The sequence below is a fragment of the Burkholderia sp. Bp8991 genome (genome assembly GCF_003853795.1).
Classification (GTDB): Bacteria; Pseudomonadota; Gammaproteobacteria; order Burkholderiales; family Burkholderiaceae; genus Burkholderia.
Genome location: NZ_QTQJ01000002.1, coordinates 16,508 through 36,379, shown reverse-complemented (window position 1 = coordinate 36,379; position 19,872 = coordinate 16,508). Strand labels below are relative to the sequence as shown.

Annotated in this window: 17 protein-coding genes; 10 read left to right on the top strand and 7 right to left on the bottom strand. The window is 66.9% G+C overall.

What is annotated here, in order from left to right; all coding sequences use genetic code 11:
* Window positions 1-15: 15 nt before the first annotated feature.
* Both DIE02_RS02085 and DIE02_RS02080 read left to right on the top strand, forming a co-directional pair.
* On the top strand, window positions 16-3,087 hold the full coding sequence (locus DIE02_RS02085) for a peptidase domain-containing ABC transporter (protein WP_124528505.1): 3,072 nt from the start codon (window positions 16-18) through the stop codon (window positions 3,085-3,087).
* A complete protein-coding gene (locus tag DIE02_RS02080) occupies window positions 3,084-4,412 on the top strand; it encodes a sigma-54-dependent Fis family transcriptional regulator (protein WP_124528503.1) in 1,329 nt (442 codons plus the stop codon). Before DIE02_RS02085 ends, DIE02_RS02080 begins: the two co-directional genes overlap by 4 nt.
* A gap of 15 nt (window positions 4,413-4,427) precedes the next feature.
* Here the strand turns inward: DIE02_RS02080 and DIE02_RS02075 are convergent, their stop codons facing one another.
* Both DIE02_RS02075 and DIE02_RS02070 read right to left on the bottom strand, forming a co-directional pair.
* A complete protein-coding gene (locus DIE02_RS02075; protein ID WP_124528501.1) occupies window positions 4,428-5,198 on the bottom strand; it encodes a PP2C family serine/threonine-protein phosphatase in 771 nt (256 codons plus the stop codon).
* A gap of 84 nt (window positions 5,199-5,282) precedes the next feature.
* Window positions 5,283-5,567 carry a hypothetical protein gene (locus tag DIE02_RS02070; RefSeq protein ID WP_044846565.1) on the bottom strand — a complete coding sequence of 95 codons (285 nt, stop codon included), beginning with the start codon at window positions 5,565-5,567 and terminating at the stop codon, window positions 5,283-5,285.
* A 481-nt stretch (window positions 5,568-6,048) separates the two neighbouring features.
* On the opposite strand from DIE02_RS02070, the gene DIE02_RS02065 reads away from it, so the two are divergent.
* A complete protein-coding gene (locus DIE02_RS02065) occupies window positions 6,049-6,570 on the top strand; it encodes a lecithin retinol acyltransferase family protein (protein ID WP_124528499.1) in 522 nt (173 codons plus the stop codon).
* Window positions 6,571-6,612: 42 nt separating this feature from the next.
* Window positions 6,613-6,855, top strand: a complete 243-nt coding sequence (locus tag DIE02_RS02060; RefSeq protein ID WP_044846567.1) for a hypothetical protein — start codon at window positions 6,613-6,615, stop codon at window positions 6,853-6,855.
* A 29-nt stretch (window positions 6,856-6,884) separates the two neighbouring features.
* Here the strand turns inward: DIE02_RS02060 and DIE02_RS02055 are convergent, their stop codons facing one another.
* Window positions 6,885-7,103: a hypothetical protein gene (locus DIE02_RS02055; RefSeq protein ID WP_124485927.1), complete on the bottom strand. Its 219-nt coding sequence runs from the start codon at window positions 7,101-7,103 to the stop codon at window positions 6,885-6,887.
* A gap of 447 nt (window positions 7,104-7,550) precedes the next feature.
* Between DIE02_RS02055 and DIE02_RS02050 the strand changes: the two genes are divergently transcribed.
* On the top strand, window positions 7,551-9,674 hold the full coding sequence (locus DIE02_RS02050; RefSeq protein WP_124528497.1) for a serine/threonine protein kinase: 2,124 nt from the start codon (window positions 7,551-7,553) through the stop codon (window positions 9,672-9,674).
* 17 nt (window positions 9,675-9,691) lie between these two features.
* On the opposite strand, the gene DIE02_RS02045 is transcribed toward DIE02_RS02050, so the two are convergent.
* Together DIE02_RS02045 and DIE02_RS02040 are read right to left on the bottom strand one after the other, a co-directional pair.
* Window positions 9,692-10,150, bottom strand: a complete 459-nt coding sequence (locus tag DIE02_RS02045) for a (2Fe-2S)-binding protein (RefSeq protein WP_044848690.1) — start codon at window positions 10,148-10,150, stop codon at window positions 9,692-9,694.
* On the bottom strand, window positions 10,078-12,462 hold the full coding sequence (locus DIE02_RS02040; RefSeq protein ID WP_124528495.1) for a molybdopterin cofactor-binding domain-containing protein: 2,385 nt from the start codon (window positions 12,460-12,462) through the stop codon (window positions 10,078-10,080). Before DIE02_RS02040 ends, DIE02_RS02045 begins: the two co-directional genes overlap by 73 nt.
* 281 nt (window positions 12,463-12,743) lie before the next feature.
* Here DIE02_RS02040 and DIE02_RS02035 point away from each other — a divergent pair, with 281 nt between their 5' ends.
* Together DIE02_RS02035 and DIE02_RS02030 are read left to right on the top strand one after the other, a co-directional pair.
* The gene (locus DIE02_RS02035; protein ID WP_124528493.1) at window positions 12,744-15,089 is read left to right on the top strand and encodes a hypothetical protein; all 2,346 of its coding nucleotides are present in this window, start codon (window positions 12,744-12,746) and stop codon (window positions 15,087-15,089) included.
* 11 nt (window positions 15,090-15,100) lie between these two features.
* Complete coding sequence (locus DIE02_RS02030) at window positions 15,101-16,072, top strand: NAD(P)/FAD-dependent oxidoreductase (RefSeq protein WP_124528491.1); 972 nt, start codon at window positions 15,101-15,103, stop codon at window positions 16,070-16,072.
* Window positions 16,073-16,221: 149 nt separating this feature from the next.
* On the opposite strand, the gene DIE02_RS02025 is transcribed toward DIE02_RS02030, so the two are convergent.
* A complete protein-coding gene (locus DIE02_RS02025) occupies window positions 16,222-16,482 on the bottom strand; it encodes a hypothetical protein (RefSeq protein ID WP_044848682.1) in 261 nt (86 codons plus the stop codon).
* Window positions 16,483-16,906: 424 nt separating this feature from the next.
* Here DIE02_RS02025 and DIE02_RS02020 point away from each other — a divergent pair, with 424 nt between their 5' ends.
* Window positions 16,907-17,230 (top strand): hypothetical protein, encoded by a 324-nt coding sequence (locus DIE02_RS02020; protein ID WP_124528489.1) that lies wholly within the window; start codon window positions 16,907-16,909, stop codon window positions 17,228-17,230.
* An 18-nt stretch (window positions 17,231-17,248) separates the two neighbouring features.
* Here DIE02_RS02020 and DIE02_RS02015 read toward each other — a convergent pair whose 3' ends face one another.
* Window positions 17,249-17,509, bottom strand: coding sequence for a hypothetical protein (locus tag DIE02_RS02015; RefSeq protein ID WP_044848681.1), 261 nt, complete (start codon window positions 17,507-17,509; stop codon window positions 17,249-17,251).
* A gap of 370 nt (window positions 17,510-17,879) precedes the next feature.
* Here DIE02_RS02015 and DIE02_RS02010 point away from each other — a divergent pair, with 370 nt between their 5' ends.
* Window positions 17,880-19,475, top strand: coding sequence for a GMC oxidoreductase (locus DIE02_RS02010; RefSeq protein WP_124528813.1), 1,596 nt, complete (start codon window positions 17,880-17,882; stop codon window positions 19,473-19,475).
* 51 nt (window positions 19,476-19,526) lie between these two features.
* A complete protein-coding gene (locus tag DIE02_RS02005; RefSeq protein WP_124528487.1) occupies window positions 19,527-19,832 on the top strand; it encodes a hypothetical protein in 306 nt (101 codons plus the stop codon).
* Window positions 19,833-19,872: the final 40 nt, after the last annotated feature.

Sequence of the window (19,872 nt, the reverse complement as noted above, 5' to 3'; positions counted from 1 at the left end):
CGGAGAACCGCATCGATGGACGCACAAGCCCCCGCCCCGGCCAGCACCCCGTCGCTCGCGGCGTTTCTCGCGTCGGTGGAGCCGCTGTCGCTCTTCTCGCACGACGAACTCGATCGCATGGCCGCCCATGCGCAGGTGCGCACCTATGGGTTCGGCGACACCGTCTGCAATCGCGGCGACCTCGCCGAGGGCCTGTATGTGCTGCGCAGCGGGTCCGTGCGCCTGATCGCCGACGAGCGCGGCAAGGAAACCAGCGTCGGCGTGCGCAAGGAACGCGAGGTGTTCGGTGAAATGGCGATGCTGCGCGAGTACTGGCACGAGGTGTCGGTGCGCGCGTCGACGAAGACCGAGGTGCTGTGCATCCCACGCAGCGCGATCGAGCCGATCGTGCGCGACAACCCGGCCGCGCAGGCGTTCGTGACGAGCTATGTCGCGATCAGCTCGGCCGGCGGTTTCGTGACGCGGCTGTTCGACCTGCGCGGCAAGCTGACGCGCGCCGAGCTCGAGGAATACGTGTCGAGCGTCGGCGTGAAGCGCGTGCCGGCCGGCAAGGAGATCGTCCGGCAGGGCCCGGGCGGCGACCTGCGGCTGTACGTCGTGCGCCAGGGCGAGGTCAGCGTCTCGTGCCGCGAGGACGGCAACGACTATCCGCTCGCGACGCTCGGCGCGGGCGAGATCTTCGGCGAGCGCGCGTGCCTGCTGCGGCAGGAGCAGGCGGCGACCGTCACCGCCGTCACCGATACGCGCCTGCTCGTCATTCCGGAAAAGACCGTGCACTTCATGCTCGAGCGCAACCCGAAATTGCGCGAGGTGCTCGAGGAGCGCATCCGCTACGTCGACCAGGAACTGCAGCGGCAGAAGAAGCTCGCCGAACGGCGCCGCCATCCGCTGCAGATCGACATCGGCGCCGACGCCGCGTTCGGCGAGCGCATGATCAAGCGTTTCGTGCTGGTCGAGCAGGCGGAGGAAATGGATTGCGGGGCCGCGTGTCTCGCGATGATCTGCCGTCACTACGGCGTCGCGATGACGCTCGGCAAGCTGCGCGATCTGGCGAACGTGACGACCCAGGGCGCGACGCTCGACAGCCTCGCGCGCACCGGCGAGGCGGTCGGCTTCGCGACGCGCGGCGTGCAGTGCACGTACGAGGCGCTGCTCGGGTTCGACCTGCCGTTCATCGTGCACTGGGAGGGCTACCACTACGTCGTCGTGTACGGCGTGTCGAAGTCGTGGGTGCGGATCGCCGATCCGGCGCTCGGCTTCAGGAAGCTGAGCGTCGAGGCGTTCGAGCGCGGCTGGAGCGGCACCTGCCTGCTGTTTACCGCGAGCGGGCCAGCCGCGGCGCCGGTCGAGTCACGCTCGCCCTGGGTGCGCTTCATCGGCTATCTGCGCCCTTACCGGAAGATCCTCGCGCACCTGTTCCTCGCGACGTTCGTGATCCAGATGCTGGGCGTCATACCGCCGCTCATCATCCAGAACATCCTCGACGGGGTCGTCGTGCACCAGAACGTCAGCCTGCTGCACCTGCTGATCGCCGGGCTCGTCGTTTCGCACGTGTTCACGCAATTGATGACCACGATCCGCGCGCATCTCTCCAACTTCATGGTGCGCAGTCTCGACTTCGCGATGATGTCGCAGTTCTACAAACACACGATGTCGCTGCCGTATTCGTTCTTCGCGCGCCGCAAGAGCGGGGACGTGTTCGCGCGCTTCCAGGAGAACCAGACGATCCGGGCGTTCCTGACGGAGTCCACCGTGACCACCGCGCTCAATCTGCTGATGATCTTCATCTACTTCACGATCATGTTCCTCTACAACGTGAAGATGACGCTGGTGCTGATCGCGTTCGTGATCCCGATCATGGCGCTCACCGCGCTCGCGACGCCGAAGCTGAAAGGCTATGCGCGCGAGGTGTTCGCCGCGTCCACCGATGCGAAGTCGCTGCTGATGGAGACGCTCGGCGGCGTCGAGACCGTGAAGGGCATGGGCATCGAGCGCTCGGTGCGGCTGAAGTGGGAGCGCAAGTATGCGAAGGCGCTCGACGTCCAGTACCGCGCGCAGGCATTCAACATCCTGGTGGCGCTGGGCAGCCAGCTGCTGAATGCGGCGACCACCATCGTGATCCTGTGGGTCGGTGCGAACCTCGTGCTCGCCCATGAACTCAGCATCGGGCAACTGATCGCCTTCAATGCGTTCATGGGCAGCGTGCTGGCGCCGCTGATGGGACTCGTCGGCATGTGGAGCCTGATGAACGACGCGGCGGTGGCGATGGAACGGCTCGGCGACGTCCTCGACATCGAACCCGAACAGCAGCCGTCCGGACTGGCCTCGCGCGTGCTGCTGCCCGACCTGCAGGGCGACATCGGCTTCGAGGGCGTGTATTTCCGCTACGGCGGCAACGAAACGCCTTACGTGCTCGAGAACATCAACTGCACGATCAAGCGCGGCGAGATGGTGGCCATCGTCGGGCGCAGCGGTTCGGGGAAGACCACGCTGGCGAAGCTGCTGGTGGGATTCTATGCGCCCACGGACGGCAAGATCGTGGTCGACGGATACGACATGAGCGCGATCGACAAGGCGTACTACCGCCAGCAGATCGGCTATGTGATGCAGTCCAATCTGGTGTTTTCCGGCTCGATTGCCGAGAACATCGCCTGCGGCGACACGAGCCCCGACTGGCGCCGCATGGAGGAGGTCGCCCGGATGGCCGACGCGCATGCCTTCATCAGCAAATTGCCGCTCGGCTACGAGCAGGTGGTGGGCGAGCGCGGCGTGGGCCTGTCGGGCGGCCAGATCCAGCGGCTCTGCATCGCGCGCGCGCTGTATCACGACCCGCGCCTGCTCGTGTTCGACGAGGCGACGTCGTCGCTCGACACGCAGTCGGAGAGCAACATCCTCGCGAACATGCACGAAATCCTGCAAGGGCGCACGGCGGTGATCATCGCGCACCGCCTCAGCACCATCATGCGTGCCGACAAGATCCTCGTGCTGTACGAAGGCGCGATCGTCGAACAGGGCTCGCACGACGAGCTGGTCGCCCTTCAGGGCATGTATTACCAGCTCGTGCAGAAACAGCTGGGCGCATCATGAAACTCTTCGACCCGCACGGATTCGGCAACTCCGCGGTCTCGTATGCCGGCCTGCTCGAGAAGATCGAGATCCTGCGCTCGATGCTGCGCTGGGCGCCCAAGCTCGAGCGTGTCGACATCGAGAAGCTGCTCAATCAGGCGAACGTGCTGCGCGACGAAGTCATGCAGATGTCGCGCAAGGAGCGCTTCGTCGAGGCCGCCGTGGCCGCGCCGCAGGCGCCCGACGCAGCCGATTCGGCCGACGCGCCGGAGGCGCCCGCGCCCGCGGTGCAACGACGGCGGCAGGCGCTGATCGAGCGCAGCTTCATCTTCGAGGGCATTTTCGGCGACAACCCGAAGCTGCTCGCCGCGCTCGAAATCGCCGAGAAGGCCGCGCCGACCGATCTGCCGGTGCTGATCGACGGCGAGAGCGGGACCGGCAAGGAGCTGATGGCGAAAGTCATCCACGCGAACGGGGCGCGCGCCGACCGGCCCTACATCTCGGTGAACTGCGGCGCGATTCCCGACAACCTGCTCGAATCCGAGCTGTTCGGGCACCGGCGCGGCGCGTTCACCGGCGCGTCGAACGATCGCAAGGGCAAGTTCGAGAGCGCGCACACCGGCACGATCTTCCTCGACGAAATCGGCGAATTGCCGCTGTCGGGCCAGGTCAAGCTGCTGCGCGTGCTGGAATCGCACGAGATCCAGCGGGTCGGCTCGGACGAGCCGATCAGCGTCGACACGCGCATCGTCGCGGCCACCAACAAGAACTTGCGGCAATTGAGCGAGCAGGGGCTCTTTCGCGAGGACCTGTTCTATCGCCTGAGCGTCATTCATCTGACCTTGCCCGCGCTGCGCGAGCGTCGCGACGAAATCCCGCTCTTGCTCGCCTACTTCGGCGACGAGGCGGCAGGGGCACTGAAGCGCAGGCCCCTGAAAACGACGCCGAAGCTGCGCGACTTCCTGCTGACGTACGCGTATCCGGGCAACATCCGCGAACTGCGCAACCTCGTCTACCGTCTGTCGTGCCTGGCCGGCGAGGTCGCGGATATCGAGCACTTGCCCGAGGACATCCGGCCGAAAACCGGGGCGGCCGCCGTTCGCGCGACCGATGACGGCACGTCGGGCAGGCCGATGTCGCTCAGCGACGCGAAGCGTGCGGCAAGCGACGAGGCGGAGCGTGCGTTTCTCGAACGCGGGTTGCAGGAGACCGGCGGCACCGTGGCCGAACTGGCGCGCCGTTGCGAGATGAACCGGTCGCACCTGCAGATGCTGCTCAAGAAGCACGGCATCCGTTCGAAAGCGTTCCGTCATCAGGACCCCGTGACGCCCGACAAGGACGCGTAGGCGTCGCGCGATCGTTCAGCGTTGCACGGAAGGATTGGCGAGCGTCCGGTCCGACGCATCGGGATCGGACGCGCGGATCACGACCGCGGTGACGTTGTCCCGGCCGCCCGCGCGCAACGCGAGGGCGACGAGCTCGTCCGTTGCGCGCGCGCAGTCGCCGCAGGCGAGGGCGGCCGAGATGTCGGCTTCGTCGAGCTCGTTGCTCAGGCCGTCGCTGCACAGCAGAAACATGTCGCCGTCGCATACGTCGATGCGTCGTTCGTCGAGATGCAGCTGCTCGGCGGCGCCGACCGCGCGCGTGATCACGTGCTGCGACGGGTGATGGCGCGCCTGCTGTGCGCTCAGGTGGCCCTGCGCCTGCAGTTCCGCGACGTGGCTGTGATCGAGCGTGAGCTGCGTCAGGCGCGCGTCGCGGTACAGGTAGATCCGGCTGTCGCCGGCCCACAGCCAGCCGCATTGGCGGCCGCTCGCGAGCAGCACCGCCACCGTGCTGCCGATCATGCGCACGCCGCGCCGGGCGGCCGATTCGCGCAATTGCGCGTTGACGGCATCGAGCGCGGTACGCGCCGCCGCGATGAAGTCCGCCAGCGTGGCCGGGGCGGCCAGCCGATCCAGCGCCTGCACGATCATCCGGCTCGCGAGGTCGCCGGCCGAATGTCCGCCCATGCCGTCCGCAACGGCCCACAGGCCACGGTGCGGCAACGCGAGGCAATCGTCTTCGTTGATCTCGCGAACCCGGCCCACGTCGGTGCGTGACGCCGAAGTCCATTGCAGTTCTGCGCTCACGGCGCGCCATTCCTTTTCGTTCAGGGCGGGTTCATGCCGATCAGGGCTTGTGAACGCGCGTTGCCGGCCGGCTTGAAACCGGCGCTAGACGAGCCGGTTCCTGCCGTCCGCGCCGACCCCGACCACGATGTTCGCGCCAGGCGCCGAGTTCGCGACGTCGATGTTCTGGATCTGGTTGAGAACCTGGTTCGCGTAGAACGTGTTGTACGTCTGATAGAGGTTGACGACCGGCCCGAACGCAGGCGCCGGCGGCGTGTAGGGCTGGATCCAGCCGAATACCCACGGCGCGCCTGCGCCGCGGATGAACGACATCGTCTTGCGGTCGATGTCGCGCTGCATGTGAAGGTCGGTAATTGCGAGCGTGGTCATGATGCGTCTCCGAATGGGGCTTGCCGACGAACCGGGTACCCGATACGTGCAAACCTCGTGCCATGCGTGACACGACCCGCGTGCGTGGCCCGGCGCGGGCGTCGATCCGCCCGGGCGCCACGCGCGGCAAGGCAAGGCGCGATCGACACGCGTTGCTTGCATCCTAGTGCGTCGCGGCCTCGTCCCGCAATGGTTGTACGCGAGCCAACAGTCGGGGCCACGAACGTGGTCGCGAAACCGACACGTGCTCCGGCACATGCAGACGGCGGTCGGGCGCGCCGACTGGTGCTGCCGCACCAACAAAATCCCCGGCAAACGGTTGGCCACGCGGCGACAGCGCGGTGCGCGGTTCGCCGGGCGCTTCCCGCCAGGCCTTGCACGGCGGGCGCCGCGAAGAGTGGCACGCTTGATGCAGGTTAGTTGGCAACCGGCTGACCCATGAGCAACACGGGCGGCCGCCAACCTGCAGACGGAGCCCGTCATGGAACGCGACCTTCAACCAGTGAACAGCATTGCGGACGCAAGCGCGCAGGCAGCTTCGCTGTCCGGCGGCGTCGATGCACTGCCGCTCGGCGCGCACCTGGTTTCCGATCGCGGCGCCTACAGCCATCACGGCATCTACGTCGGCGACGGGCGCGTCGTCCACTACGCGGGGCTGTGCACGTCGCTGCATCGCGGCCCGATCGAGGAAGTCTCGCTCGAACGCTTCGCCGCCGGTCACGCGGTGCGCGTCGTGCCGCATCCGTACGCCGCCTATGCGGGACGCACCGCAGTGCTGCGCGCGCGCTCGCGTCTGGGCGAAAACCGCTATCGCCTGCTCACGAACAACTGCGAGCACTTCTGCACGTGGTGCGTGGAAGGGACGGGCCACAGCGAGCAGGTTCGCACCTGCGTCAGGCATCCGCGGACGGCCGTCCGGTTCGCGCTGTCCGTCTGCCGCGCGCTGCTCGCGGCGCGGCGCGCGGGCGGACGAGGCGCCGCGGCCGCCATCGCCGCCGCATGAGCGACGTCCCGGCGCGTTCGACATCGTCATCAGGGGGCTCAAATGAACGGAACCGAATCCTCGCTGCGCATGCAGGTCGACAAGTGGCTCGCGCCAAGCGCGCGCGTGCCGGCGCGCATCGTGCGCTTCAGCCGCCTGCCCGCGCAACGGCGGCGCTTCGTCTGCGTCGAGGCCGTGCATCCGGCCGGCACGATCGCGATCTTCTTCTTTCGTCACGACGACGGCTCGTGGTGCGTGTTCCCGCCGGCCGATCGGCGGCCCGCGATGATGTCGCAGGCGGCCTGACCGTGCGTGCGCGGCCGGGTGGTGTGCCGTCAGCGCAACAGGGTCGGGCGCGCCGGGGACGCCACCGTTTCGGCCGCCGGTGCATGCTTCAACGCAGCCCCGCGGGCGTCGGTGTGCAGATAGGGGAAAGGCTGCGGCGCGAGCATCGTCTGATGCGCACGGACCCGCGCGCCACCGCTGATGGCGGCCATCGCCTGGCGGTCGAGGTCGACGCTTTCGGGAAGATCGTTGATGACGAGCACGCCCATGGTTGACTCCGCGAAATCGGACGGAAGAGGGGCAGCCATGCAGCATCGCGCGATGTGCCGACGTACCGGTAATCTGTCCAGTATAGGTTCGCCGCACGACCGCGCACGCTGGAAAATCGACCGGGCAGCGCGGGCGCGCGTGGACGGCGAAAACCTGAAGCCGGTTCGCGATCGATCGACGTGAATTCTAGTTCCGGCACCGATTGCACAGGGCGTGACCGCAGACTAGTATGATTTGTTAGACGTCCTGTCAGAACGCCTGCGGCCGGTGCGGCGCGCAACCGAATTCGTCTGATGATGACGTGGCAGCATGCGCAGGTTCGATGGTGTCCGGTGCATCAACGACATGTCGCGCTGCACGGGTACGTCGTGGACGGTCCTTGCCCTGGCGGCGCCGCGGAACGCCGAAGCGGGTCGGTAAGCTGAAGCTGAGTAGACGGCATACGAATGATGAGCTTTGCGCAGCTGATTCAGACATTCCAGAGCGGGACGCTGTCGCAGGAAGCGTTCTTCTCGGAGATCGACCGTGTGCTGGCGACCGATCAGGTCGATTGCGCGCGGTTGCGCGAAGTGCTCGACCAGACGCAAACCACGCAGCCGTTGTCGGACGATATCTATGCGGAAGTGCTGAAACGACTCGAGCGGTGTCGCGACAGAACGGCATCCGCGGGCGACGCGACCCGGATCCAGGAGAGCCCGATTCGGCCGGACGCGCGTCCGGGCATCGCGCCCGGGCCGTCGGGTGACGCACTGTCCGTCGACGGCGAGCGCGTGAAAGGCATCGGCGATACGCTGAACGGGCGCTTCGTGCTGGAGGAGTGCCTGGGCGTCGGCGGCATGGGTACCGTGTACAAGGCGCTCGACCTGCGCAAGCTGGAGGCGTCGGATCGCAAGCCGCACATCGCGATCAAGGTGCTCAATGTGCAGTTTCGCGGCCAGCCGACCTCGCTGATCGCGCTTCAGCGTGAGGCCCGCAAGGCGCAGACGCTCGCCCATCGCAACATCGTCACCGTCTACGACTTCGATCGCGACGGTCCGCTCGTCTACCTCACGATGGAGTATCTGTCGGGCCGGCCGCTCAGCAAGGTGCTGCGCGCGCCGGACTTCAAGGGCATGCCGCTCGATGCCGCGTTGCCGATCATCGCCGGCATGGGCCAGGCGCTCGCCTACGCGCACGAGCGCGGCTTCGTTCACTGCGATTTCAAGCCCGCCAACGTGTTCCTGACCGACCGCGGTGAGGTGAAGGTGATCGACTTCGGGATTGCGCGCGCATTCCAGCGGCGCGACGAGGATCCCGACGTGACCGTGTTCGACCCGGCGAGCCTCGGCGGCATCACGCCGGCCTATGCGAGCCCGGAGATGTTCGAGCATCTCGAGCCGGATCCGCGCGACGACGTTTACGCGCTCGCCTGCGTCACCTACGAATTGCTGAGCGGGCACCATCCGTTCAATCGGCTGTCGGCCACCCAGGCGCGTCACGACCACTTGCGGCCCGAGCGTCATCCCGGTCTCGATCGCACGCAATGGCGAACCTTGAGCGCCGCGTTGTCGTTCGACCGCGCGGCGCGCACGCCCAGCGTCAACCAGTTCCTGGAAGGCATGGGCGTGCTCAAGCCGCCCGCCCGGGCATCGGGCGTACGCGTGGGGGTGGCCGTGGGCGCTTGCACGGCGGCGGCGGTCGCCGTGCTCTGGTACGGCTACCAGGCGCTTTCGCGCAGCGGTGACGGGCGCTCCGCAACGGATACGGTTGCGCACGCGACTGCGGGCGGCGGGAATGGCGCGACGGCGAGCGCCGGTGCCGGCAGCGCGCCGGTGGCCGCCGCGAACGCCGTGCCCGCTGCTGCCAGCGCGCCGCCGCCGGCAGCACCGGCACCGGCACCGACACCCGCACCGGCGATCTCGCTGGCGGCCGTGACGGCTGCGCTGGCGCGCGTACCGTGTTCGGCGCTGGTTGCGTCGGTGCAGGATCGCGTGCTGCAGGTGCGCGGTTATACGGAAGCCGGTGTCGGCATCGGCCGCGTGCGCAGTGCACTCGGCGGTCTGGCGGGCGGGCAGGCGGCCAAGCTCGACGTGCGTCCCGTCGACGCCCGCGATTGCGAGGTCGTGAGCGCGCTGGCGCCGTACTGGCGATCGAATCAGGCATCGTCACACGCCGCGTCGCTCCGTACGCGAGCGCCGGACGCGCATCTCGCGGAAGGCAGCCCGCTGGTCATCGACATCACGACACTCGCTTACGAGTCGTATGTGAACGTCGATTACTACGTGCTGAACGGGAGCGTCGTGCATCTCGTGCCGAGCAGCCGCGAACGCGACAACCAGGCGCCGCCGAATTACACCGCGACGATCGGCAGCATGGGCGAGTGGGTGATCGGGCCGCCGTTCGGCACCGAGATGATCGTGCTCCTCGTCACGCCCGCGCCGCTGTTCGACGGATTACGGCCTTCATCCGAGCCGCGCGCCGCCTATCTCGCGGCAATCAGGCGGCAATTGAAGCTGTTCGAGGCCAAATACGGCGAGGGGCGCATTGCCGCCGATTTCATCCAGATCACGACGCATGCCAACGGCCACTGAGCGGGCCGATGCGCCGGTCAGCGGCCCAGCGCTTGCGCCGCCTGGTGAATGGCGCGGCGGATGCGGGGAAACGTGCCGCACCGGCATGCGATGTTCTTCATGGCTTCGTCGATCTGGTGGTCGTCGGGACGAGGGCAGCGCATCAGCAGCGCGGTGGCGGCAATCAGCTGGGCGCTCTGGCAATAGCCGCATTGCACGACGTCGACGGCAATCCACGCGTTCTTCAGCGCCCGCGCTTCGACGCCGTCCAGCCCTTCGATGGTGGTGATGCGCGCGCCGTTCAGCGTACCGACCGGCAACTGGCAGGCGGGCACGGCCTGATCGTTCAGGAGCACCGTGCACGCACCGCAGACGCCGACACCGCAGCCGAACTTCGTGCCGGTCAGCTTCCGTTCGCACCGAATCACCCAGAGCAGCGGCGTGTCGGGCTCGGTATCGAGGTCAGCGGTTTCCCCGTTGATACGGACTGACACCATCGGTCGTCTCCTTGCCCGGGCGGGCTCGGCTTGATGAGCGGCAGGGTGCGATGACGCACACCCGTGAGCGCATACAGCGCATTCGCCACGGCCGCCGCGATCGGCGGCGTGCCCGCTTCGCCGACGCCGTGCGGCTCGGTCCCGCCGGCCAGGACTTGCGTGACGATCTCGGGGCAAGTCTCCATGTTGACCAGCGGATAGCTGTCGAAATACTGCTGCGCGACTTGCCCGTTCTCGATCGTGATCGCCTGCTCCAGCGCGGCCGACAATCCGAAGATGATCCCGCTCTCCATCTGCTGCTCGATCAGGTTCGGATTCACGGCCAGCCCGCAGTCGATCACGCAGAACACGCGCGTCACGCGAAAGCCGTCACCGTCCTGCCGGACTTCGGCGACTTGCGCGACCACGCTGCCGAACGATTCGTGCATCGCGACGCCGCGTGCGCGCCGCGCGCCGGTCTCGTCGCGCCACGCCAGCGGCGAACGCCAGCCGGATAGCGCGACGAGCGCCCGCAACACGGCCACGTGGCGCTGGTGCGCCGGCTGCTTCAGCATGTCGAGCCGAAACTGGATCGGGTCCTTGCGAGCCAGCGCCGCCATCTCGTCGATGAAGCTCTCGACGAAGAATGCCTGATGCGAGTGTCCGACGGAGCGCCAATAGCCAACCGGAACCGGGAGCGTCACCGTATTGTGCTGGACGAGAATGTTCGCGCATTCATAGGGCAGGTCGAATGCGCCTTCCGCCGTGGTGGCGTCGGGCAGCCATTTCGCGGCGAGGCCCGGCATGCCGAAGGTGCGCGGCATCGCCTGCGCGCTGATCGACTGGCTCGCCGACACGCCTTTCCAGGCAACCAGCCTGCCGCTCGCATCGACGGCGCCGCTGTATCTCGCCACGCAGGCCGGGCGGTAGAAGTCGTGCGTCATGTCCTGCGGGCGCGACCAGATCGTCTGGACGGGCCGCCCCTTCGCATGAAGCGCGATGGCGGCCGCCTGCGTGATGAAGTCGACTTCGAGCCGCCTGCCGAAGGCCCCGCCGATCAATTGCTGGTTCACGACCACCTTGTCTTCGTCCAGGCCCAGCAGCGCCGCGACTGCCCGGCGTGCCACCATCGGAACCTGCGTGCCGCACCAGATCGTTGCCGCGTCGTCGTCGACCCGCACCGTGCAATTCATCGGTTCCAGCGGCCCGTGAGCCAGGTACGGCACTTCGTACTGCGCGACGAACGGCTTCGCGTGGCCCAGCGCCGCATCGGCGTCGCCGGCGGCGTAGAACACGTGGCGCCCGTCGTCGCCGTCGAGGGCGCGCGTCAATGCCGCGCGGACGTCCGCGGTATTCACGCCCGCAGCCGGCCCGTGATCCCATGTGACCAGCAACCCGCACAACGTCCGCATGGCGATGAAGGGATTGTCGGCAATGACGGCAACGCCTCCCGTTCCGCCGTGGTATGGCGCGATCGTGAAGACACCGGTCACGCCCTTCAGGCCGCCGACCCTGGACCGGTCGACGGCCAGCACCGTTCCGCCGAGCGTCGGGCACATCGTGACGCTCGCATACAGGAGCTTGTCCGGAAGCACGTCGATGCCATAGCGCGCGCTGCCGTCGAGCTTCGCGTGCGCCTCGATGCGGCCCAGCCGTTTCCCGACCAGCATGAAAGTCTTCGGGTTCTTCAGAGCGACATGTGCCGGGCGCGGCACGTCCCGCGCGCGCTCGACAAGTTCGCCGTACGTCGCCGAGCGCCCCGACCGATGCAGCACCGCGCCGGCTTTCGTCTCGCATTCGGCGACGGGCACCTGCCAAAGCTGCGCCGCGGCGCTGCGCAACATGATGCGGGCCGTGGCGCCCGCTTCGCGCATGGGCCCCCACAGATCGATCATGCTCGTCGATCCGCCCGTCACCATCGAACCCAGATAGCGTGCGCCGTGGCGCACCACGGCCGCCGCGCCGCGCGCGAGCAGGCTGTCGTCATCGGGACGAAACGGCAGGCCGTCGGCCAGTGATTCGCGGTCCTTGTAGATCGTGTCGAGCGGGGACATGACGATGCGCACCCGCGACCAGTCCGCATCCAGCTCTTCGGCCAGCAACATGGCCGCGCCGGTATGTATCCCCTGGCCCATTTCGGATTTGCTCATGACGATCGTCACGTCGTTAGCGGAACTGATCATCACCCAGCCGTTCAGCGGCACATCGACGCGCGACATCGCCAGCTGCGCGGGTATGGCCAGCCGGTCGTCGCGGCGCCACCACGCCCAGCCGATCACCAGCGTGCCCGCCACGCCCGCACTGCCCAGCACGAAGGTTCTGCGCGTCAACATGAGGTGGCCGCCGACATGTGTTGATCGAGTCACGGCGCCGCCGGCGAATCACGCCACGCGCCTCCGGCATTCAATGTTTCGAACACAATCAGACATTTCATTGCAGCTGCAATCACCTATATTAGTCACTGATCTCGGCAACCGAGAACCTGAATGTGAGGTTCGTTTGAAACAAGCGCTGAAGAGGCGGCCTGCCGCGACCGGATCGACATGCGTGGGGTTCCGGGACGCGAAGCGCATCGAGCCGGCCGCTTCGAACGCACCACCGCCGGAGGCCGTCGATGCTCGTCGATGAGGTTCACGCGTTGCTGCTCGGGTTGCCGGCGCCATGGCGAGCAGCGTTCGAACGTCACGGTCTCGACCTGTCCGATTCGGGCACGCCCGAGGAGACGGCGAAGCGACTGAGCCGGCCGCTGCCGATCGACTGGGACGATCCGCGCATTCACGATCTCTGCCCGGACACCACGCGGGCGATCGAGCCCGGCGACCCGGCACGCAGTCTCGTCTATCACCTGCTCGCACTGTCCACGTGCCCGGCGCCGGATGCGGGCGTGCGCCTCGAGGCAATCGACTTGCTGGAGAACTACATCGATTCGCTGGCGCCGTTGCCGCCCGACTGGCAGACGCTGGACATCGCGGTGCTGGCTTACCAGTACCGGCCCGCGCGCCGTACCGGACATCAGCAGCATGCGGACCTCGTGTTCTCGCGACTCGGCATTGCGCGCAACGGCGACGTCGACGCAAGCTACGACGAGCAGACCCGCAGCTTCGTGCCGCACGTGCCGGACGGGATCGAGCATGTCCGCGCGATGCCGGCGCGCTATGGCGCGTTTCTCGTGCGCCGGGTCACCGGCCCCGGCACGCTCGCGCTGATCGAGGGCAGGCAAGCGGGCGACGATCGGCGCACCTTCATCGAACCGGTACGCAAGCTGTTTCCCGATGAATGCCTGCCCGGACGCCGGTTGACGTTGCAATATGGCCATTGCCATCGCGGCGAGAAGCTGAAGCGGGCCGTCGAGGCGCGCTGGGGCGTGCGGCCGTCGCCATCCGGCGATCTGGGCGGCGCACCGTATGCGATCTGCTCCGAGGACGCCGGCACGGCACCGCCTGCCGGCGCGAGCACCCCGGCAGTCGCACTGAAGCGTTCGGGCGCGGCCGTACTCCTGATCCCGGCCGCGCAGCCGCTGATCGAGCCGGTGAACGCCGCCAACTTCGGCGTGCACGGCTTCGGCGTGCCGGCTCGATGGCGGCTGGCCCCGCTCGCCAACCGGCGCTTCACGACGATGAGAATCATCACGAATCTGTGGAAGCTGGTGCTGGCCGCCGTCGACGACCTGCGGCAGCACTATTTTCCGCATTTCGCGCCCGCCTGGCTTCGATTTCCCGAACCGCGCAATGCACCGGAGTTCATCAACATCCGGCACAAGGCGCATGAGGACGGCTCCTGCACGGATATGCGCGCGCATCCCGTCGACCGACGGGCATTCCTCGGGGAAGTCGGCAAAGGCGGCTATCGCGCGCAGCTGTTTCTGGATCACTGCAGCGAAGGCGTCGTGACGATCCGTATCGCCGAACTGGCGGGACACGCGGTACACCCGGCCTATTCGGTCGTTGCCGCGCCGGACTTCTACCCGTATGCCGACCAGGCGGAATTGCAGCGCTGGTTCAAGGACCGTCGGATCGATCCGAAGTCGCAGTTCAGGAGCGGCTCGCCGATATCGCTCAGCGCCGAGCGCCTGCCGGCCAATCCCCATCACATCGATCCGTTCAGCCATACGCAGGCGTTTTCGCCGCGTGACGAGACGGTCGCCGTCGCGTTCAGCCGGGCGGCACGCTCGGCGCGGCGGCGGGACCGGGAAGTGCAGATGCCGCGCATGACCTCGTTTCTGTCGGACGCGTCTTCGGGCGTGTTTGCGCCCGGCTGGGACGTCACCTATGCGGGCAACCGGCGCGGCATCTTCCTTGCCACCTTCGGGCTGGGCAGCCCGTTCGCCGAAGATATCAAGCTGTGCGCGGCCTCCAACAGCTTCTGGCCCGCCGTGAGCCCTGATGCGTCCAGAACCTTCAACCGGAGCGACGCGCCGACCGCGATCCCGATGCTCGACCATGAACTCGGCCTTCATCCGTGTCATCCGCTGGTCACGCGCGGCGACGAGTCGAACACGCGGCGCGGATGGGACGGCGAATACGGCCCGTACCTGACGCCCGACGGCAGCGTGGATTACGCGGACATCGAACGCTCGGACTACGTCGCCAACGCGCTGCACGGCGAGATGCTGTACGGCGCGTTCGAGCATGTCGATTCGGCCGAGCTGGTCCGGCGCATCGGTGCATTGCGCCATGCCGTCGCCGCATGCGACCACGGGCAAACGCCGTCGCATACGAAGCTGTGGCTGGTATCCGCGCGGGCACTTCGCGAAGCCGACGCTGCGGACGCGCCGGGCGTTGCCGCGCGCTATCGCTTTCTTTTCGTTCTGCCTGCTGCCGATGCGACGCCGGCGCAGCACATGCCGGGACGGCTGCGCGTGCGCTACGGTGAGGCGATCCGTTGCGATGCGACCGAGGCCCGGGTGATCGGCCCCGTGCTGCGCTGCGCACCGGGGCCGGACGCGCTCGGGCTTTACTGAAGGGAACCGCGATGAATGCGATCGACGTGCTCGTGGTCGGCGACGGGCCTGCCGGATGCGCTGCCGCGATCGCGGCAGCAAGAGCGGGCGGCAACGTGTGGATGCTGGGCCGCGGGCGTTCGCGGGCGGCGCCGGAATGCGTGTCCGGCGCCGCGCTCGCGCTGCTCGATCGACTGGCGCCGAGTCTCGCCCGGCAACCGCATACATGGCTCGATGATGTGGCCGATGCGCAGCGGGGACGTGCGGTCATCCGCAGCCGGCTCGACGACGGCCTGCGTGCCGAAGCGCTGGCTGCCGGCGTTCGCTATTCACGTGCGCCCGCCGGCGGGCTTCTCGCGCGTGTCGAACACGGCGCGGTCGTGGGCATCACGCACGGCGACGGCGATGTCGGCGCAAGCACCGTGATCGATGCAACCGGCGTCAACGGGTGGCTGCGTCGCGCGATGCGGCTCGATGTGACGACCGACTCTTCGCTGTTCTGGCTTCGCCGCGGCTACGCGCGCGGGCCAGGCACGCACCCCGGCACATACTGGAACATCGCGCGCGGCGGCTGGCTGTGGATGAGGGCGACGTCCACGTTCCGGATCTGGACGTCGCTATCGATGCTGCGCGATGGCGAGATCGCGTGGCCGGCGGACACGACACCCGTCGGACCGGTGTGGCGCGAGGGCAGGCGCTGGCAGTGCGTGCGCCGGACCGCGGGCCCGGGCTATATCGTGTGCGGCGATGCGGCGGGTTATCTCGACCCCGCGACAGGAGACGGTTTGCGTTTCGCCATCGCTTCCGGCCTGCGCGCGGGCGCAATGGCCGTCGACGTTTCGCGTCATCCCGGTCGGGCAAGCGTGCTGGCCGCGCTGTACTGCGACTGGGTGACAGGCAGCTACGAGCGCAGCAGAGCCGTGTTGGCACGGAGTTACGCGCGTGCTGGGCTCGATCTCGGATGGCGCGACGCAGTCCGCTGCGCGGCAGTGGATGCGGCATGAAGGCCGGTTGCGCTTTCGACCATGCAAAGAAGCCCGCCAGCGGGACCTGGCGGGCTTGAAACGCCGCGGGACGAACCCGCGGCGGGCTGAGGAACTTCGGTACGACTCGATCGAAACACTGCTGCGACTGCAAGCAAGCATCGCGAAACTTACAAGCCCAGCTTCGCGATGACCTGGCCGCCGAGGTTGTTGATCGAGTTGGTCACGCTGGTGAGATCCTGGTGGGTCGATGCATCGACCTGCGTCACCGGCGCCGTGATGGTATTGGCGCTGGCGAACGAGAATCCGCCGCCGGTCACGATGTTGTTGATACCTGCGTTCTGGAACACGCTACCCCCGCTGACGGAAGCCATTTCCTTGCGGCTGAGTTCGTGGGCGTGGGACAGATCGTTGATCATCAGTGCGGACATGGTCAATCTCCTTGAGTGTGCTGCGGTTTGGAAAGAGCACGTTTCGTTGCGCTCGCAGCTACCAATGCACGGCGCGTGCCAGGCTCTGCTCGTGCGCGCGGGAAACACATCCAACCTCATGAAAACAAACGCAATTCAATTGGATCGACGCCATTTCACCGGGTTCGCCGGGCAAGATCGGGGCACGGCGGTGTCTGGTTCTTCCAGACGGTTTCCGCGTCTGCTGTTCTATCCCGGCCAACAGGAACGGGACGTGGCGCTGGCGATTCGCGTCGAAGGCATCAACGGGCAGCCGCAGCGTGTGAGCGCCCGCGCAGGAAAGCCAGCGACGCGATGCTGCGCCGGCGGTCGACAGCAACCGGCATTGACGCAACGATCGTCACGATGTACTTCGGATCACTGAATTTAACGCGTACCATCCGGAATGGCACAACGCATCGGGGATGCCGCGCCGACGGCCAACGGGGCATCGATGCGACCACGCGGCGCCATCCGCCTCGACGAGGCGAAGCGGATCCGCGTGCAGGGAAGGGAGGTCGAAGGCGCGGTGGGATCAGCACGGCCGCTGATGGACGCGGGCGGTGCTGCCGACGGTGCGTCGGCCCGTCTGCCCGTTCATGCCGGCTTCGTTTTTGTCATGCAGGAAGCCCGCCAGGAACATGGCCTGGCGGGCTTTGAACGCCGCGAGGACAACCCCGCGGCGGGCTGGAGCGTTTCGGTCGACGCTGTCGGACACGGTTGCCGCTGAGCGGACATCCGGCGCGGCTTAGAGGCCCAGCTTTCCGACGACCAGGCCGCCGAGGTTGTTGATCGAGTTGGTCACGCTGGTGAGATCCAGGTGGGTCGATGCATCGACCTGGGTGACCGGGGCCGTGATGGTATTGGGGCTCGCGAACGAGAAGCCGCCGCCGGTTGCGATGTTGTTGATTCCGTAGTTCTGGAACACGCTACCACCGCGGACGGAAGCCATTTCCTTGCGGCTGAGTTCGTGGGCGCGGGACAGGTCGCTGATCATCAGTGCGGACATGATAAATCTCCTAAGTTTGCTGCGGTTTTGGAAGAGAGCACGTTTTCGTTGCGCTCGCAGCTACAAACGCATGGGGCGTGCCAGCCCGCATCACGCCTGCGCGATTGGCGCTTAACCCACTGAAAACAAAGGACATTCCATCCGGCTTCCGATAATTCGCCGCGTGCGCCGGGCAAGCTCGAGGAAAGACGATGTCGGGTGTTGCCAAACAATTTGCCGGGCAACTGTTTCGCGTCATCCAACACGAAGGCGGCCTGGCTGCCCGCATCGGCTTCGCTCCGTCCGGCATCGCGATGCCGCCGGAAATCCGCGGATGCTGCGGGTCGTTCGTATCGGAACCGTGGCGCACCTGCGTCAGGAGATCGTCGTCATGAGCGCGCTTGAATACGATGTCGTCGTGGTCGGCAGTGGCTTCGGGGGCGCGGTGGCGGCCTGCCGCCTCGCGGAAGCGGGATGGAGGGTGCTGGTGCTGGAGCGTGGCCGGCGCTGGACGCCGAAAACGTATCCGCGCGACGAGACCGACCCGTGGCTCTGGAACCAGCAGAACCCGCAACGCTTCCACGGCTGGGCCGACCTGCGTGTTTTTTCCGACATGTCGGTGGTGACTGCCGCGGGCGTCGGCGGCGGGTCGCTGATCTACGCCAACGTCTCGGTCGAGGCCAAACCCGACGCCTTCGAGCATGGCTGGCCGCCGGATATCACGTACGAGGCGCTTGAGCCTTATTACCAGCGCGTGGGCTGGATGCTGTCGGTCCAGGAGGTGCCCGACAACCAGATCAGCGAACGCACCCGCTTGTTGCGCGATGCGGCCGACGCCTGCGGCTGGGGCGATCGGTATCGCAAGTTGCCGCTCGCCGTGTCGTTTTCGTCGACTTACGATCCGTCCTTGCCCGACGCGCGCGACGACCGGCATTCCGTCAGGCACGTCAACGTGCACGGGGTATCGCAAGGCACGTGCGTACACTGCGGCAATTGCGACATCGGATGCCAGGTGTCGGCGAAGAACACGCTCGATCTCAACTATCTGGCCGTGGCCGAGCGCCATGGCGCAACGATCCTGCCGCTGCACGTCGTGCACAAGCTCGAGCCGCTCGGCCACGGATGGCGCGTGCATTTCAACGTCATCGATCCGGCCGCGGGCAGTTTCATGCCCGGATCCATCACGGCGACCAGGGTGATCGTCAGCGCCGGATCGATCGGCAGCACCGAGCTGCTGCTGCGCTGTCGCGACGCGCATCGCACGCTGCCGAATCTATCGCCGCGGCTCGGCTGGGGCTGGGCCTTCAACGGCGACTTCGTGACGCCCGCCTTCTACGGCAGCCGGAAGATCTCGCCGTCGCACGGCGTCACCATTTCCGCCGCGATCGACCTGCTCGACCGGGCTGCCGACGAAGGTCAGCCCTTGTTCGTCGAGGATGGCGGCGTGCCCAATCTTGCGCATGATTTCGTGCGCCGCCACCTGCAGCGTTCGCACGGCAGGGCGATGCGCACGTTCTGGCGAGCCTTCGCGCGCCATTTCGATTGCGACGACCCGGTCGAGAACATGATGCCCTGGTTCGGCCAGGCGATCGATCCGGGAGACGGGCGCATGCGTCTCGGTCGCTGCTGGTTTGCGCCGTGGCGTCGCGTGTTGCGGCTCGACTGGTCGTACACGCGATCGCAGGCGGTGGTCGATGCGATGGTCGACACGCACCGGCGCCTGTCGGCCGCCACGGGCGGCGAACCCTTCGTCCCTCCGACGTGGAGCGACTTCCACAGGCTGATCACCCCGCATCCGCTCGGTGGTTGCAACATGGGGCTCACGCACGCGGATGGCGTGGTAAACGCGGACGGAAAAGTATTCGGTTACGACGGGCTCTACGTGATGGACGGTGCGACGATCCCGCGTGCGCTCGGGCTGAATCCGTCGCGCACGATCGCCGCATTGGCCGAGCGCAACGTCGCCGTGTTGCTTGGCCGGCGTTAAGCGATGGTGTTCCGGATCGGCGACGGTTGACGGGGCATCCTGATCGTCACAATGGATCGCGTGGAAACGCGCGCCGAACGCATCGGGATCGGACCGAATATCGATATGATTTCCACGCGCGTACCGTTGGGCGGTCCTGCCTTTGCGAAACGGCAGGTATTGCAGGAGGCAAACACCTATTGTTCGTTGCAGGACGGAGCGATATTGCTTCATCACGAGCAACCGGGTAAATCTGCGATGCAGGGTGGCTACTGCGAGGCGGAGATTGCGTTTGATCGTCTGCAGGCAGGAGAACCGATGCTCAAGCGCCCGGCATCAAGGGCGATGCGACAAATGGCGTTGTGTCGAACCAGGTGAAAATGCTCCAGCTGTGACGAAGCCCGTAGGCTGAAAGCGT

Bases quoted from the DNA above. Each gene is read 5' to 3' on its own strand.
- DIE02_RS02085 (WP_124528505.1), top strand. From the start codon at position 16: ATGGACGCACAAGCCCCCGCCCCGGCCAGCACCCCGTCGCTCGCGGCG.
- DIE02_RS02080 (WP_124528503.1), top strand. From the start codon at position 3,084: ATGAAACTCTTCGACCCGCACGGATTCGGCAACTCCGCGGTCTCGTAT.
- DIE02_RS02070 (WP_044846565.1), bottom strand. From the start codon at position 5,567: ATGACCACGCTCGCAATTACCGACCTTCACATGCAGCGCGACATCGAC.
- DIE02_RS02065 (WP_124528499.1), top strand. From the start codon at position 6,049: ATGGAACGCGACCTTCAACCAGTGAACAGCATTGCGGACGCAAGCGCG.
- DIE02_RS02060 (WP_044846567.1), top strand. From the start codon at position 6,613: ATGAACGGAACCGAATCCTCGCTGCGCATGCAGGTCGACAAGTGGCTC.
- DIE02_RS02055 (WP_124485927.1), bottom strand. From the start codon at position 7,103: ATGGGCGTGCTCGTCATCAACGATCTTCCCGAAAGCGTCGACCTCGAC.
- DIE02_RS02050 (WP_124528497.1), top strand. From the start codon at position 7,551: ATGATGAGCTTTGCGCAGCTGATTCAGACATTCCAGAGCGGGACGCTG.
- DIE02_RS02045 (WP_044848690.1), bottom strand. From the start codon at position 10,150: ATGGTGTCAGTCCGTATCAACGGGGAAACCGCTGACCTCGATACCGAG.
- DIE02_RS02040 (WP_124528495.1), bottom strand. From the start codon at position 12,462: ATGTTGACGCGCAGAACCTTCGTGCTGGGCAGTGCGGGCGTGGCGGGC.
- DIE02_RS02035 (WP_124528493.1), top strand. From the start codon at position 12,744: ATGCTCGTCGATGAGGTTCACGCGTTGCTGCTCGGGTTGCCGGCGCCA.
- DIE02_RS02030 (WP_124528491.1), top strand. From the start codon at position 15,101: ATGAATGCGATCGACGTGCTCGTGGTCGGCGACGGGCCTGCCGGATGC.
- DIE02_RS02025 (WP_044848682.1), bottom strand. From the start codon at position 16,482: ATGTCCGCACTGATGATCAACGATCTGTCCCACGCCCACGAACTCAGC.
- DIE02_RS02020 (WP_124528489.1), top strand. From the start codon at position 16,907: ATGGCACAACGCATCGGGGATGCCGCGCCGACGGCCAACGGGGCATCG.
- DIE02_RS02015 (WP_044848681.1), bottom strand. From the start codon at position 17,509: ATGTCCGCACTGATGATCAGCGACCTGTCCCGCGCCCACGAACTCAGC.
- DIE02_RS02010 (WP_124528813.1), top strand. From the start codon at position 17,880: ATGAGCGCGCTTGAATACGATGTCGTCGTGGTCGGCAGTGGCTTCGGG.
- DIE02_RS02005 (WP_124528487.1), top strand. From the start codon at position 19,527: ATGGATCGCGTGGAAACGCGCGCCGAACGCATCGGGATCGGACCGAAT.